Origin of the sequence: Peristeroidobacter agariperforans (genome assembly GCF_004138335.1) — a bacterium.
Taxonomy (GTDB): domain Bacteria; phylum Pseudomonadota; class Gammaproteobacteria; order Steroidobacterales; family Steroidobacteraceae; genus Steroidobacter; species Steroidobacter agariperforans.
In genome coordinates this window covers 1631759-1646604 of record NZ_RYFW01000002.1, presented here as the reverse complement: position 1 = coordinate 1646604, position 14846 = coordinate 1631759, and the positions used below count along the sequence as shown (strand labels likewise).

The window sequence follows — 14846 nt, the reverse complement described above, 5'->3', positions numbered from 1 at the left end:
CCTACCGGGCGCGGCCGCTTGGCGGCGTGCTGCCATTCGGCGATGACCACGCCGTTGGAAACAGGCGACGGGCGTTGCCGCTGTAGATCTTGTCGATCACGTCGCGCGGTAAGGCCAGGCCACGGAAAGACGCCGCAAACTCCGTCGAGCGCAGCGTGTCTGCGCCCGTGAGAAAGCGCCAGTCGTCATGCCACGCCTCGTCCGCCTGAGCTACGCAGGCGCTGTCTTCCTGCGGACCCTGGCATGCGATGTCGGTGGCGTACAGGATGCGATCTTGAAACTGCAGGAAGAAGCGTCGCACCTTGTCGCGATCCACGCTCGCTTGCAGTTGCAGATGTGACAGGCGAGCCGCGAGATCCACCGAGGCGTTGGGATAACGATTCAAGAACTCCGTGACTCGATCAACGCTCCATTCGAGCGAGGCCAGGTGGACGCCAACGAAGCGCAGCTTCGGATGACGCTCGAGCAGTCGATCGCGCGCGGCGATCTGTTGCTCATAGGTGGGCCACTCCGCGTGCACGGCCATGTGGTACTGAGGATGTTCCTTGAAGTACTGGCGATCGCCATTGATCGTCATTTCCGATAACGGCAACCAGGCATTGCGTGGCTCCCCCAGGTGACCGAGCACCACGGCGCCCCGCTCCTCGAGCATGCGGAAGATCGGAGTGAAGCGCGGGTCGTCGATCATCACCGCGCGACCGTTGGCGTCACGCTGCTGCATGCCGATGTCCTTCCATACTTTCACAGCGACTGCTCCGGCATCGAGCGCATCCGTCAGCTGGCGCTTTACGCCCTGCCCCCACCCCGGCTGCTCGCTGCCGCGCGCGTCGAAGGTCGTCGCAAACGCCACGCGATCAGGATGAGCGGCTCGCAGCGCCAAAGCATCGCGGTGCTGTTCAGCGAGCGGCGGGAAATCGCTGTAGTTGACGTTGATGGTCAGCAGGCGGACGTTACTCGTCGCGGCGAACGACATGAACGTGGGCAGCGTTCCGTGCAAATGGACGTGCGCATCGATTTTCTCGACATTGGTGAAGTCGCTGGCCTGATAGGGCGGCTGCTCTGCACGTGGGGCCGACGCCGCGAGCAAAATCGCCAGCCACCCGCAGCCGGTGGCTACGCGCACTGCTGCCTCAATGTTTGTTTCGCTGATTCATCGAGCGGCCGCGAGGCGAGCTGGGCAGCATACAGCGCAGCGCCGATATCCGGTGCGTAGACCGGGGTGCGGTATTGGAAGCCCTGGCCTGCCCCGTCCAGTGCCGAGCGGAAGGCGTCGCGCAAGAAGGTCGTCCCGTTGAACACGCCGCCACTGTGCGAGACCGGGATGACTGCTTCTTCCGGCACCGCAAGCGCGCGACGCACGGCGATCACGCACTCGACCAGCTCCTTCGTGCCGCGATCGAAGATCGCCAATGCCTGACCATCTCCCGCCTGCGCGGCTTCATGCACCAGCGTTGCAAACTGAGCGAACACCCTGCGCACGCTGCCCGACTCGCCATAGATGCGAGAACACAGGTCCAAGTCGATGGTCAATCCAAAGCGCGCACGCACGAGCTCGTAGAGCGGGCCTCGCGGGGCCCGTCCGTCACTCATGCGAGAGAACAGGTTCAAACCTTCCCGAGCAATCCAGTAGGCCGAGCCCTCATCGCCGATCAACTCGCCCCACCCGCCCGCACGCGCATTGCGCGCGCCGTACTCGCCGTAAGCGATGGAGCCCGTGCCCGCGATGACGCTGACGCCATCCTCGCAGGCCAAAGATCCCGCCCAGCTGCAGACTGTGTCGTTGCCACAGCGATAGCGGTTCGCGTCGAGCAGCGCCGCAGGCATCGCGTCCATCGTTGAAGTTGTCGCGCTGTCTTCCCCATAGGCGGGCAAGCCAACGAACGCAAATGTGAGGTTGGCAGGCGCGCTGGCCGCCTTCTCCAAGGTTGCCGCGATCCCCCCGATCAGCAACTCCGTGGCGCGCGCGAAGCCTTCGGCCAGATGGCTGACGCTCGGACCGATATGCCGGGCGCGAAGGCGACCGCTCGCGTCGATCAGCGCATACGCCGTCTTGGTGCCGCCGCCATCAACGCCGAGAAACATGCTCTCGTTGCTCCGACCAAGGATGAATGATCACTCCCTGAACCACCCGATTCACGACGCCCGCCGCATTGGGACGATCCGGCGTCAGGCCGAGCGCCAGCGATTGCAGCAGCGCGAAGCTCTGAGCCACCAGAATGTGCGCGAACGCCATCTCGAAATCGGCGTGCTCGCGCAGGTCGTCGTAGACCACGTTATCTCCCTCGGGCAAGTCATCGTTCCGGGCACTGAGCGCAAGGATAGCGCCGGCGCGCTTGTCCCGCCGCAATTCGGCGAGCAGATCCAGATCGTAAGCGCGCGTGTACGCGTCGTTCGAGACCATGACGACGACCAGCGTTTTGCCGTCGATCACCGTCTTCGGACCATGGCGGAAACCGAGCGTCGAATCGGCCAACGCAACGACCTTGCCATCGGTCAGCTCCAGCAGCTTGAGCGCCGCCTCCGACGCCAACCCTCGCAGCTCATTGCTGCCAAGATACACGACCCGCTGAAACTCGCGAGCGACCAGGCGCAGCGCCACCGGCGACGCCCGTTGTAACACCTTGGCCGCCGCGTTCGCTACAGACGAGACGGCTTCCGAGCGCACGACGCCGAAAGCCAATGCGGCCGTCAGCAGCATCGACGTAAAGCTCGACGTCATTGCAAAGCTTCGATCGTTGGTGGCCTCCGGCAGTACGATCAAGTGGGCACTGCGCAGCCGGTGCACGCGTTTCGCCAGCTCGCCTTCAGCATTGCAGGTGATGATCAGGTGGTGCACGTCGGTCACGGCGCGCTCGGCAAGATCGACGGCAGCGACACTCTCCGGGCTGTTGCCAGAACGCGCAAAAGACACGAGCAGCGTCGGCACATCGCCCTGCAGGCGCAGATGCGGACCGCTGACGAGGTCGGTGGTCGCAATCGACTCGACGCGACGTTGCAACCGGACGGACAACATCGGCACCAGACACTCGCCGATGAACGACGACGTGCCCGCGCCGCTCATCACCACGCGCAACGAAGACTTGGTCAGCAGCGGCTGCAGAAATCGATCCAGCTCGGCACGCTGTCCAGACACGAGCCGCTCGACCTGCGGCCAAACATAAGGCTGCTGCGCAATCTCGCGAGCAGTCCATTCGGCGCCGCGGGCTTGCAGCTCTGCCTGCCCCACGCCGGGAAAATCAGTCGCCATTGACCATTACTCCTGAGACACCGCAGGCGCGCATGTATGGACGCAGCGCCAGCGCGATGCCTTCGTTGAGTAGCGCGTCGACCTCGGCCTGCACTCGGCCGGCGCGCACTGCCTCGTATTGATGGGGTAAGAATTGACTCAGCAACGTGAGCGGCAAAGACACGCCCCGCAGCCGAGCCAGCAGAGATTCGTAGGCCTGTTTCACTCGGGGATGCGGCCAGTAGTAACGAATGCGGTCGCTGAGACTGAACTGCAGATCGAGCGTCTCGCGCTCGGAGTCGTGGTAGTAGCTGCGCCAATACTTCGGATCGCTGCGCATGACCTCGATTGCTGTCGCGCGCAGATCTTCCTGATCCGCGCCCCCGGGCAACTCGTGCGCGATGGCCGCCAGGCCCCACAAGGTTTCGCGAAGCGCGTACGTCGCGCCCGGACCGACCTTGAGGATGGCGAAGTGATCGCGCACCAGCGCCTGGAGATTCGGCGCCGTTTGATAGTCGGTCGAATGCGCTTCGAAAATGAACTGGCGATCGTCGGCGATGAAGGCGCTCAAGGCCTGTGCTTTGTTGGGTCGGTAGTCGATCACCTTGTGATGATCGAACTCGACGCCGGGTTGGACCACCAATGCGATGACCCGCGACCACGCCGTATCGAGACCGATATCGGCGAACGCCGCCTGATGGGCCTGGATGGTCGCGCGCGCGGCGTCGGGGCTGGTAACCGCCAACTCCCCGAGAGATTCCGTTGCGCCCCCCGGCACCGGCACTTCGGTGCCAATGACATAGACCGGTGGCTCACCGCCCACCTCGCGCCAGGTGTTTTCGGCGACGGCACAAAGCCGCGCCGCGCGTCGGGCGATGATGGATTCCGGCAATGGCTCCGGATCGCCGCCACACGCCATGGAACAATCGAGATGAATCTTGCGGAAGCCGGCCCCGACATATTGCCGAATCATTTCGGCGGACTTCGCCAATGCCACGTCCGCAGGCTCATGGCGCCAGGCGTTCGGGCCGAGATGATCCCCGCCCAGCCACAACATCTGCTCGCGCAAGCCGACTTGCTGCGCGATGTCGAGCACGAAGCGGCGGAAGTCGACTGGCGTCATCCCCGTGTACCCGCCGAACTGATTCACTTGATTCGACGTAGCCTCGACGAGCAGTGGCGCATTGCTGGCGCTCGCCTCTCGCATCGCGCTTTCAATAACCCGAGGATGCGCCGAGCACAAGGAATAAACACCGGCCTGCTCGCCTCGCTTGTGCCGCGCCACGATGTCGAGCAACGTATTCATCGCTGCGCCGGCTCCTCGGGCTGCACCGCCAACAGCAACGCCGCCGTAAGTGCCAGCACGATTCCTGCGATCTTGTATGAGGTCGGCATCGCCCCCGCCAGCAAGAGTGACAGTAGCGCGGTCAACAACGGCGCGCCGGCATTCACCAACGGAGACACAATGATTGCCTTGCCGTAACGGAAAGCGAACACGAGCGTGAGCGCACCCACGGCGTTCAACAACTGAATCGCAGCGGCGAGGCCCGGGCCATCCAGGGAATAATTGATAGGCTGCGAGAAATCCGTCATCGCCAGCGCCACGGGAGTCAGCAGCAAACCACTGAGCATCATGTAGAAGAAGATGCTCGCCGCATCCATGCTCGCGTTCGCCAGCTTGATCACATACGCCTGCACGCCCCAGGCGGCGAGCACCGCAAGCGCCATCGCGAACCAACTGCCATAACCGGCGGGTTCGCCCTCGGCGCGATAGTCGAACAACGGCAGCGACAGCAGTGCGAGCACGATGCCCACCAGCCCAAGCAGGCCCGTGCGCTCGCGCAGGAGCGCAAATGAGAGCGCGATCGTGAGTGCCGGCGACAACGAGATGATTGGAAAAATGAGATAGGGCGGACCGATCCGGACCGCATGAAACAACAGCAGCTGCCCACCCGCGCCGAGCAGTCCGATGGCCAATCCCAACGTGACGGAGCGGCGATCACGCTGTAACGGTTGGCCGCTGCGGCTCAACACCAGCAGCGCCGGCGGAATCATCGTCAGCGACCACACGACGTAATTCAGCGTCTCCGGCAAACCGTTGGCGCTCGGCAGCCCGGCGAACGCGCCCCACACTCCCCACAGGAGCAGCGTGGTCAACGCATAGAGCAGCCAAGGCTTCATCGAGCCGACTCTTGCTCGGCAGCGTCGCTCACGGAACGGCCGTTCGCACTGGTCGCCAGCTGACGAATGCGGAACACGCGCGCTTCATGACTCTGCACTTCGGTCGTGAAAGGAATGTCGTACGTGCCGAGATCGCGATGTTTCCACAGATCGCGGATGCTGTAGCGATCCATCGGTGCTTGCAGATCCGCGCGCGGGCTGAAGGTCATCGTCGCCGTCGCGGCGCCTCGATTGAGCAGCAATACGGCGTGACTGCCATCGGCCAGCTCCTTGGCGAACACTTCCAGATCGCCGTCGTCGCGCACCTTGTGAGCGACGTTGCCGGCCGGATCCTGATTGAGAGCAACGATTTCTTTGTTCGTTAGCGTCTGCAACGAGTACGGATCGAGCTTGCGCACATCCGCACCCACGAGCATGGGCGAAGACACCATGGCCCACAGGCTGAAGTGAGTTCGGTATTCGGTGTTCGAGGCGCCAGTGCCGACCAGTTGCTTGCTCTTACCATCGAGACCGACGATGAGCATGTCGTAATCGTTCCAGTGGCCCGGGCCGGCGTACTTCTCCAGGCCAACGCCGCGATCCAGCTGATCGAGCACGTCGAAGTAATATTGCTCGCGATTGCCCGGATAGTTGAAGTCATCGGAGATGTCTTGCCCGATGCGCCAGTGATTGACGCCGAGCCCGGCCGCCCATTCCCAGATGTCGCCCCAGCCGCAATGGCAGGCGTGCAGCACGATGCCGCGCTTCTGCGCCATCAGCGCGTTCGACATGGTCCGGAAGATCTTTTGCAGCTCTTCCTTGGGCGCTTCACGGTGCGAGCAGCAGCTGTCGTATTTGAGATGATCGACGCCCCAACTGGCGAACATCCTGGCGTCTTCGGCTTCGTGCCCTTCGCTGCCGGTATAGCCCGCGCAGGTCGTCTGTCCGGGCCCGGAGTAGATGCCGAGCTTCATGCCCCGCTGATGGGCATAGTCGGCGAGATAGCTGATGCCGCGTGGGAATTTCTTCGGATCGACCTCGAGCGGATGATCCCGACGCGCGCCTTTGTAGCGCTGCCAACCGTCATCCAGGTTGACGAACACGTAACCGGCGTCACGCATTCCGTTCGCGATCATGGCATCGATGGTCTCGATGACGATCTGCTCGTTGATGTCGTCGCCAAAGTTGTTCCAGCTGCTCCAGCCCACCGGCGGTGTTTGCGCCAGGCCGTTGCTGCGAGGCGCCGGCTGCGACGCTGGCGACGCACTGGCAACCGCCAGCGACAGGATCGCGAGCATCCAGGCGAAACGCGCCGATTGTTGTTTTCGATTGATCACAAACAGCCCTCGTCAGAACTTCGCGCTGGCGCCCAACAGGTACGAACGTCCCCAGGTCTCGAAACCGGCCAGCATGTCGTTGCGACCGAGATACGCGACGTAGTACTCGTCGAGCAGGTTGCGCCCTTCCAGCGAAACCATCAGCCCTTCGGTGATCTTGTAAGCGACCGAAGCGGTTACCCAGGTGATGGGCTCGACCTGTTGCGAGCGGTCGGCGATCGAATCGCTCACTTCGGTGTACTCACCGCTGTAGTCGGCGGCGAGCTGCACGTCCCAGCGATCGTTCTCGAACATCAGCGCGACCGAATACGCCGACTCGGAAACATTCTCGAGCGGGCCGACGTGCACGCCGCCGACATAAGCTTTTGTATCGGTGTATGTGTAATTGGCGCGCACGCCGAAGCCATTGTCGAAGAAGTGCTGGAGCCCGAGCTCCGCGCCCAGCACCTTGGCTTTGTCGCCGTTGATGGGACGAGTCACGTCGTACAGCACCGGCGCCTCACCCGCCCCGCCGATGTCGCCGACGACGCCGATATCGACGTTCTCCTGCAACTCGGTCGTAATGAAGTTCGTGATGTTCTTCCAGAACACGGCGCCGCTCAGCACCGACTTGTCGGCGAAGTACCATTCCGCCGACAGGTCCGCTTGATCCGCTTCGACCGGCTGCAGGTCCGCGTTGCCGTCGTAGACCACGAGGTAGCTGCGATCGAGGGTGTTATCGATACGCGTGGGCGCGAGCTGATTGAGCGACGGCCGCGCCATCACCTTGGCCGTTGCAAAGCGCAGCAACAGGTCCTCACGCAGCCAATAACCGACGTTGAGCGCGGGCAGGAATTTGTCGTAGCTGCCCTTCTGAGTCAGCGGCTCGGCCGGGCTGTATGTGACATCGGGGCTGGAGGTGGGAATCCCGGGCGTCGGATCGTCGACGAACTCGATGCTGTCGACCGCCGTCTTGGCCGTCGTATCGGTGGAGATCCAACGCACGCCGGCGCTCGCGAACCACGCGTTGCCGCGGAAGTTCGCATTCAAATACAGCGCCGTGGTCTCTTCGTCCACATCGTAGGACTGCACCGGATTGAACTCGGGCGCCGTCAAGGAAGAGTCGAAGACATTGCCCGTGGGATCGCCGTTCTCATCTAAGATGGGTTGGCCATCGAGCGCGCGCAACGCATTCAGATATTCGCTCGCCCGGATCGATACGAAACGCCGCGGATAGCTGCCGCCGGCATTGCGCATGAAGTTCGGTAGCGAGACCGGCCGGACCACGTGCGCCCCGAGACTTTCGAAGGTCGTGTCGTACATGTTGCAGTACTGGCACGAGCCGCCGTTGGTGTCGTTCTCGAGGGTGTTGCGGACCTTGTTGCGATCGGTGCTGGACACACCGAACTGCACGGTTTCGAGCGTACCGAACTCGAGCTTCAGCTCGCCGCCGATGGACAGGCCGGTGACTTCGTCCGTCACATCGGTGCCGGACAGGCCGATGAAATGCAGTCCGTAATCGGCATCGCCCAGCGCCCCACTCTGCAGTGCCGTCGCAAGGTCGCGGCCGTCTTCGAGCGTCACTGCGATGTTCGGCACGCCGCCGCTGCGCATGTCGACACGCCCGGTGTGATGACCGCCGATGCCTGACACCATCCAGGTGTCCTTGCCGCCGGAGTCGCGCTCGGCCTTGGAGCGATAGGCATCGAATGTGAGCTTGAGCTGGTCGGTCGCCTGCCAGGCCGCATTCCAGCCGAACTGCGTGGTGTCGACGACCCGATCTTCGGTGATCGTGGAAACCTCCGGCACCAGCTGATCGATATCCATGCCCGTGACCCAGTGGTCGCGAATACTCACATTGCTCCAGCGGTGCAGGCCGGTGTCCTCATCGAGGATGGAGTCTTCGACATAGTACGACTGGTGATAGCCGACGGTCGGCGCATCCAGGCGCGTAAACATGCCGTCCACGGTCATTTGAAAGGCATCGTTGACTTGCCACTGCCAGATGCCCGTGAGACCGGTGCGCTTCTTCTCCTGGATGCGCGTGCCGAAGCTGGTACAGCACAATCCGAGCAGCTCGCTCTCGGCATCGGAGATTTCGCCATCGCCGTTGGCGTCGAACTCGCCCGGCGAATCCGGCGTGATGAAGAATTCGTGCACGGCGTCCGAGCGGACCTCGGTATCTTGATACACCGCGGTGAGCAGCACGCCCATACGATCCTCGGCAAAGGTATCGCTGAGCACGCCGCTGACTTTGTAGCCCGTGTTCTCGGACAGGTCGTTGTAATCGCCTTCGACTGATAACGACGTACGCAGCCCAGGCCGATCGAGCGGCCGCGCCGAAGTGAGATTGATCGCCCCGCCGATGCTGCCCTCGAGATTGACGGCGTTGGCGGACTTGAACACGTCCGCCCCGGCGATGATTTCGGAGGGCAACACATCGAACGCGAATTCGCGGCCGTCGCCATCGGTCGCGAGGATGCGATTGTTCAACGTGACGATGCTGAATTCGGGGCCCAGGCCCCGCACATTGACGTACTGCCCTTCACCGCCCCGGGTACGTTGCAAGGTGATGCCAGTGATATGAGACAGCGAGTCGGCGACGTTGTCGTCCGGAAATCGTCCGAGGTCTTCGGCGACGATCGAGTCCTGCACGATCGGCGCCTCGCGCTTCTTATCGAGGGACTCGGCAAGCGCGGCACGCGTGCCGGATACGACGATTTCTTCGAGCGGATCCGAGGAGGACGTTTCTTCGCCCAGCGCTGCCGCGCCGAGCGTGACGCCGATCAGGGCGAGGGAGACGGCTTTATATATGTGTGACATGGGTTCACCGCATGTTCTTTGGCCAGGCGCTGTCATCCTATGCGACGAAAATCGAAAGCACAAGAAACTTTCGTTTACTTTCGTTTTCAGCTTGACCGCAAGAATTAAGGAGCTATTCTTTCGCTCGTGACACAAACGAAAGCTACTCACCTACCGAACGCAACCATGGCCAAGCCCAAGAAAAGCGCCCGCGCCGGCCACGGCGCCCTGTCGATGGAAGAGCGTCGGCGCCACATTCGCTCGCTCATCGAGACCAACACTCAAGGCACGGTCGCCGAGCTCGCCGAGAGCTTTGGCGTCTCCGCCGTCACCATCCGCACGGATTTGACGGCGCTCGAGCACATGGGGGTCGTGGTTCGCACGCATGGCGGGGCCCTGCCGCGCGGCGACAGCGATGAGCTGCCGATCAACGTCAAACAAACATTGCACCGAGCCGAGAAGGTGCGCATCGCCGCGGCAGCGGCCGAAATGATTCGCGATGGCGAAACCGTCATCCTCGACTCCGGCACGACCACGGCCGAGATCGCGAAACAGATTCGAACGTTGAAGCTCGGCTCCATCAACGTGATCACGAACGCGCTGAACATCGCGGTGCTGCTCGCGAACTCTTCGCACGTCAATGTGATCATTCCGGGCGGCGTGCTGCGTCAGAAATCGTTTTCTTTATCCGGCCCGCAGGCCGAGCAGGCGCTGAGCACGCTGCACGCCGATGTACTGTTTCTCGGCGTCGACAGCCTGGATCCGCAGATCGGACTGATGACGCCGTACGTGCTGGAGGCTCAGTTGAATGCGCAGATGATCCGCATCTCGCAACGCGTCGTCGCGGTCACGGACTCATCGAAGCTGCTGCGGCGGAATCTTTCGGTGATCGCACCGGTGGATCAGATGGACGTCTTGATCACGGACAGCGGCGCAGATGCGGCCTGCGTCGAAGCGATCCGCGCCCAAGGCGTCGACGTTCAGCTGGTGTGAGATTCAGAACAGCTGCACGATGCCATAGATGACCAGCACCGGAATCGCGATCAGCAGCAGCACCATCAAGGTCAGCAAGAGAAAGAAGCCCGCGACGAACCAGCGACTGCCCCGCCGGCTGCCGACGGGGTCCAGCTGATATCGGGCGAGCAACGCCAGATTCCGCATGTTGGCCTTGTAGGCGGCATCGAACACGTCGCCGGCGAACGGGATCGCGCCCACGACGGTCTCGATCATTACATTGCTCATCATCCGGTACAGAACGCTGCGCGGCGCGCCCATCTGGCGGGCTTCATTGATGATGTACGCCGAGATCACCGCGCCAACGGCATCGCCGATGCCGGGCACCAGGCCGATGATGGCGTCGAGGCCGATCCGGAAGCCGCCCGGCAGCGGGATCGAGTTGTCCATCAACCAGGCCAGCGTACGCAGCCGCTTGGTGCGCTCGGCGCTGTCGACCTCTCGGGCCGTGATCAATGTACCGGTGACTGTCTTCATGTCTGTTGGAACGCGCACCGGATATGCTGGTTCCGGTCCACGCCGATGCCGAGCTTACACCGGCGACATGAAGCAATTAAGCGGCCGCGGCGTCGTCCTTCTTGTCGGGCTCGCTCGGGGCCAGAGATAACGTTTCGGCGGTCTGCGGGCGGCCGTTGAGCTTGATGTTCAGGCGCAGCTCGTTCGCCGAATCCGCGTTGCGGATCGCCTCGTCGAACGAAATCACGCCCTCGTTGTACAGCTCGAACAGGGATGCATCGAAGGTGCGCATGCCCAGTTCCTGCGACTTGCTCATGATGGCCTTGATCTCGTGGAACTCGCCCTTGAGCAGCTTGTCCGCAATGATCGGTGTATTCAGCAGGATCTCGACGGCAGCGCGCCGGCCCTTGCCGTCCGCGGTCCGCACCAGTCGCTGCGAAATGATGGCGCGCAGATTGCTGGAAAGATCCATCAGCAGCTGCTTGCGACGATCCTCGGAAAAGAAATTGATGATGCGATCCAGGGTCTGATTGGCGCTGTTCGAGTGCAGCGTGCCCAGACACAGGTGGCCGGTTTCGGCGAACGTGATGGCGTGCTCCATCGTTTCGGTGTCGCGGATCTCGCCGATCAGGATCACGTCCGGCGCTTGTCGCAGCGTGTTCTTCAGCGCGTTGTGCCACGAGTGGGTGTCGATGCCCACTTCGCGATGAGTGATCAGCGACTGCTTCGATTGATGCACGAACTCCACCGGATCTTCCACGGTTACGATGTGCCCGGGCGAAGTGCGATTGCGATGATCGATCATCGCCGCCAGCGAGGTCGATTTACCCGAGCCGGTCGCGCCCACGACCAGCACCAGACCCCGCTTGGTCATGATGATGTCCTTGAGCGTTTCGGGCAGCCCGAGCTTGGCCAGATCCGGAATGTCGTTGGCGATGGTTCGAATCACCATGCCGACGTTCTGCTGCTGCACGAATACGTTCACTCGGAAACGCGAGACCCCCGGCACGGAGATCGCGAAATTGCACTCCAGGTCCCGGGTGAACTCTTCGCGCTGCCGCTCGTTCATGAGCGAATTCGCCAGCGCACGCGTCACCTCGCCGGTGAGCTTCTGGTTGGTCATGGGCTTCATCGCGCCCTGCAGCTTCATCGACGGCGGAAAATCTTTCGAGACGAAAAGATCCGAACCGCCCGCCTGGCTCATGGCCGTCAAGAGCTTGACGATATACGACTTGGCCTGTTCTTCCGTCAGCGTGCCCATTGCCCACCCGCGTCGAAGCTGTCGCAAAGTCCAGGATGCTAGCCAAGGCGCAACCTTTTGCCTGCGACGCTCGTCGCAAGCCCTGTGCCTCACACGGGAGAAGGACGAATGACTATTGGCAGCGCCGGCCGGATCTTGGCCGTAACGACGGCTCTTTGCGTGCTGAGCAGTACCGTTGCGCAGGGCGCCGAGCTACGCATCGATAACGTCACCATCGTCTCGCCGGAGCAATCCGCGCCTCGACGCAATGCCACCGTTCACATCAAGCACGAGCGCATCGTCTCGATCACCGATGGCAAGGCCGCCAAAGCAGCATCGACCACCACGGTCATCGATGGCGCTGGTTTGTATCTGTCACCCGGGTTGATCGACAGTCATGTGCACCTGACCGGAGTGCCAGGCATGTTTCCCGAACACGTGCAGGCACATCCGCAGATTGCGGCAACCGCCGAGAAACAAATTCCGCGCAGCTTTCTCTATTTTGGTTTCACTGGCCTGCTCGATCTGCTCTCCACCCCAGAGGAGATGCGCCACTGGCAGAAGCACGAGCTGCGACCGGATACCTACTTCTGCGGCTCGACTCCAGTCCAAGACGGCTATCCCATGACCTGGACGCCAAAGCCACAACGTTATGAGCATCAACCGTACATGATCATCCAGCGTGGCGACGAGGCCGCCGCGCCATCGGGATTCGATCCCGCCAAACATACGCCCACTGCAGTAGTCGCACGGATCAAAGCCGACGGCGCATCGTGTGTGAAAACCTTCTTCGAGCCCGGCTTCGGTTTGCAGAAGAATCTTCTGCCCACGCCGCGCCCCGACACCTTGCAGGAGCTGATCAGCGCCGCGCACGCTGCAGGCTTGCCGGTGTTCATGCACGCGAATTCACTGGTGGCGCAGGAAGCGGCGGTCAACGCCGGCGTCGACGTAATCGCTCACGGCCTTTGGCACGCAGACGACGGTGCGGATCCCAACCCGGTCCTGGACCGCATCGTCAAAGCCAACATCGGCTGGCAACCGACCATACAGGTGCTGTACGGCGAGCTCGATGTTTTCGATCCGGGCTATCTCGCAGACTCCAGGCTGTCGCGCGTGCTGCCCAAGAGCCTGATCGACTGGTATCGCACCACGGAGGGCCAAGCGTACCGAGATCACATCGCGGCGGCGCAGTTCTCTGGCGAAAAAGATCCCGAAGCCGCATTGAATAAAGCTCGCGCCTTCTACGCTTCTTATCTCGCACGGAATCGGAACGCGACGGGCTATCTGGCCGCACGCAACGCCCGCTTCCTGTTTGGCACTGATACGCCGAGCTCGCCGACTTACGCAAACCCGCCAGGACTCAATGGCTGGATCGAAATGCAGCGGCAGGTCGAGGCCGGGCTCACGCCCGCACAGATTTTCAAAGCTGCGACGCTGTCGAATGCGGCGGCGTTGGGATTGGAACGCGAGGTGGGCAGCGTGCAGGCCGGCCGGATCGCCAACCTGCTGCTGTTGAGAAAGAATCCGGCGGAGACCGTCGACGCTTACGATGAAATCGTGACGGTCATCCTGCGCGGCCGTGTCATCGACCGCGCAGAGCTCGCGGCAAATCGATGATTACGACGGCTCGTTGGCAGCGGCAGCGGCGCGCGTGCGCGTCAGATGACCGAGCAGACCCCAGTTCTGCAACGACTGCAGGTGGAAATGCAGCAGCGGCAGCCAACCTCTCTTGTGCAGCTCGAGCACCTGAGCGTCTTCCAGAGTGCGCAGACGATCCGGGTTCAGCAGCTTGAAGCCACGCAGCGTGAACGTCTGACCGCCGCCGAGATCGGCGCGCGCCATGCGGTCCTCGAGCATGTTGTTCTTATCCAGCCACTCGCCGAAGCGGCGCGTGTCCATGTAATGCTGCTGGAAAGTCTCGTTGAATTGAAGAGCGCGCTGCAGGGCTTCGGACGGCTTGCCGTCCGTGAACAGCGGCTGGGCCGAGTTGGTCTCGAAATTGGCCGCGCTTTCGTCGATGCACAACACCAGGCGCTGCGACTCGGGAACTTCCGAGAAAATGAAGGGATAGCGGCGCACGTACGCCGGGATGTAGCTGTCGTCCCGCCATGCGCCCTGAGCGTTGACGAACAGATTTTCACCGTCGCGCAGCCCCACGACCGCGAACGGCACGATCGGGGCATTCACCGAAAACACGATCGGATAGGTGCGCGCCGCGTGCGGCATCTCGGATGCCGTCAAGGGAACGGCGTTGGTATTGGCGGCAAAACTGAATTCGACCTCCGGCTTCAGCCCGGCTTGTGCGTGGCGCGCGGGCTCCAACGGCACAGGGTTCTTGTAGAACATCGGCAAAGGCGCGGCGGGCGCGGCAGCGGCGTCAGTCATGAGCGTTCCGTATCCATAAAAGGCGGCGCATTCTGAACCCCCGGCCAGCGCGCGGCAACGCTAAATTGACGACGGCGGCGTCGTCTTTCCGCCACGATCACGAACTGTGCCGCACGTCATGGACCGCAACAAAAGCCGAGACTTGCGATCCTCGAGCGGCTTATTGTCGGACATGATTCGGAGCCGCCATGACCATCGCTCGCCAACGATGTAGCAATAGGTGTTGCAAACCGGCGCGGACTGGCTC

General features: G+C 62.4%; 12 protein-coding genes. 2 read left to right on the top strand and 10 right to left on the bottom strand.

Annotated features, from left to right (window positions below; translation table 11 throughout):
• Nucleotide 1 precedes the first annotated feature (1 nt).
• The 7 genes from EK373_RS20875 to EK373_RS20845 are packed head-to-tail and all read right to left on the bottom strand — an operon-like array spanning nucleotide 2 to nucleotide 9525.
• On the bottom strand, nucleotides 2-1123 hold the full coding sequence (locus EK373_RS20875; protein ID WP_129645619.1) for an amidohydrolase family protein: 1122 nt from the start codon (nucleotides 1121-1123) through the stop codon (nucleotides 2-4).
• Nucleotides 1114-2082 carry an N-acetylglucosamine kinase gene (locus EK373_RS20870; RefSeq protein WP_129645618.1) on the bottom strand — a complete coding sequence of 323 codons (969 nt, stop codon included), beginning with the start codon at nucleotides 2080-2082 and terminating at the stop codon, nucleotides 1114-1116. The genes EK373_RS20875 and EK373_RS20870 overlap by 10 nt, the downstream gene beginning before the upstream one ends.
• Nucleotides 2066-3247 (bottom strand): SIS domain-containing protein, encoded by a 1182-nt coding sequence (locus tag EK373_RS20865; RefSeq protein WP_129645617.1) that lies wholly within the window; start codon nucleotides 3245-3247, stop codon nucleotides 2066-2068. The genes EK373_RS20870 and EK373_RS20865 overlap by 17 nt, the downstream gene beginning before the upstream one ends.
• On the bottom strand, nucleotides 3237-4532 hold the full coding sequence (locus EK373_RS20860) for a D-tagatose-bisphosphate aldolase, class II, non-catalytic subunit (RefSeq protein WP_129645616.1): 1296 nt from the start codon (nucleotides 4530-4532) through the stop codon (nucleotides 3237-3239). Before EK373_RS20860 ends, EK373_RS20865 begins: the two co-directional genes overlap by 11 nt.
• On the bottom strand, nucleotides 4529-5407 hold the full coding sequence (locus tag EK373_RS20855) for an EamA family transporter (RefSeq protein WP_129645615.1): 879 nt from the start codon (nucleotides 5405-5407) through the stop codon (nucleotides 4529-4531). The genes EK373_RS20860 and EK373_RS20855 overlap by 4 nt, the downstream gene beginning before the upstream one ends.
• Nucleotides 5404-6723, bottom strand: a complete 1320-nt coding sequence (locus EK373_RS20850; protein ID WP_129645614.1) for a glycoside hydrolase family 27 protein — start codon at nucleotides 6721-6723, stop codon at nucleotides 5404-5406. Before EK373_RS20850 ends, EK373_RS20855 begins: the two co-directional genes overlap by 4 nt.
• A gap of 12 nt (nucleotides 6724-6735) precedes the next feature.
• Entirely contained in the window at nucleotides 6736-9525 is a 2790-nt protein-coding gene (locus EK373_RS20845) for a TonB-dependent receptor (protein WP_157994464.1), read from the bottom strand.
• 165 nt (nucleotides 9526-9690) lie between these two features.
• Between EK373_RS20845 and EK373_RS20840 the strand changes: the two genes are divergently transcribed.
• Entirely contained in the window at nucleotides 9691-10497 is an 807-nt protein-coding gene (locus tag EK373_RS20840) for a DeoR/GlpR family DNA-binding transcription regulator (protein ID WP_129645612.1), read from the top strand.
• 3 nt (nucleotides 10498-10500) lie between these two features.
• Here the strand turns inward: EK373_RS20840 and EK373_RS20835 are convergent, their stop codons facing one another.
• The gene (locus EK373_RS20835; protein ID WP_129645611.1) at nucleotides 10501-10995 is read right to left on the bottom strand and encodes a DUF4112 domain-containing protein; all 495 of its coding nucleotides are present in this window, start codon (nucleotides 10993-10995) and stop codon (nucleotides 10501-10503) included.
• A gap of 76 nt (nucleotides 10996-11071) precedes the next feature.
• The gene (locus tag EK373_RS20830) at nucleotides 11072-12178 is read right to left on the bottom strand and encodes a PilT/PilU family type 4a pilus ATPase (RefSeq protein ID WP_407676209.1); all 1107 of its coding nucleotides are present in this window, start codon (nucleotides 12176-12178) and stop codon (nucleotides 11072-11074) included.
• Between the two features lie 165 nt (nucleotides 12179-12343).
• Here EK373_RS20830 and EK373_RS20825 point away from each other — a divergent pair, with 165 nt between their 5' ends.
• Complete coding sequence (locus EK373_RS20825; protein ID WP_129645609.1) at nucleotides 12344-13831, top strand: amidohydrolase family protein; 1488 nt, start codon at nucleotides 12344-12346, stop codon at nucleotides 13829-13831.
• Here EK373_RS20825 and EK373_RS20820 read toward each other — a convergent pair whose 3' ends face one another.
• Nucleotides 13832-14599: a SapC family protein gene (locus EK373_RS20820; protein WP_129645608.1), complete on the bottom strand. Its 768-nt coding sequence runs from the start codon at nucleotides 14597-14599 to the stop codon at nucleotides 13832-13834.
• Between the last annotated feature and the right edge of the window lie 247 nt (nucleotides 14600-14846).

Bases quoted from the DNA above. Each gene is read 5' to 3' on its own strand.
- EK373_RS20870 (WP_129645618.1), bottom strand. From the start codon at position 2,082: ATGTTTCTCGGCGTTGATGGCGGCGGCACCAAGACGGCGTATGCGCTG.
- EK373_RS20865 (WP_129645617.1), bottom strand. From the start codon at position 3,247: ATGGCGACTGATTTTCCCGGCGTGGGGCAGGCAGAGCTGCAAGCCCGC.
- EK373_RS20860 (WP_129645616.1), bottom strand. From the start codon at position 4,532: ATGAATACGTTGCTCGACATCGTGGCGCGGCACAAGCGAGGCGAGCAG.
- EK373_RS20855 (WP_129645615.1), bottom strand. From the start codon at position 5,407: ATGAAGCCTTGGCTGCTCTATGCGTTGACCACGCTGCTCCTGTGGGGA.
- EK373_RS20845 (WP_157994464.1), bottom strand. From the start codon at position 9,525: ATGTCACACATATATAAAGCCGTCTCCCTCGCCCTGATCGGCGTCACG.
- EK373_RS20840 (WP_129645612.1), top strand. From the start codon at position 9,691: ATGGCCAAGCCCAAGAAAAGCGCCCGCGCCGGCCACGGCGCCCTGTCG.
- EK373_RS20835 (WP_129645611.1), bottom strand. From the start codon at position 10,995: ATGAAGACAGTCACCGGTACATTGATCACGGCCCGAGAGGTCGACAGC.
- EK373_RS20830 (WP_407676209.1), bottom strand. From the start codon at position 12,178: ATGAGCCAGGCGGGCGGTTCGGATCTTTTCGTCTCGAAAGATTTTCCG.
- EK373_RS20825 (WP_129645609.1), top strand. From the start codon at position 12,344: ATGACTATTGGCAGCGCCGGCCGGATCTTGGCCGTAACGACGGCTCTT.
- EK373_RS20820 (WP_129645608.1), bottom strand. From the start codon at position 14,599: ATGACTGACGCCGCTGCCGCGCCCGCCGCGCCTTTGCCGATGTTCTAC.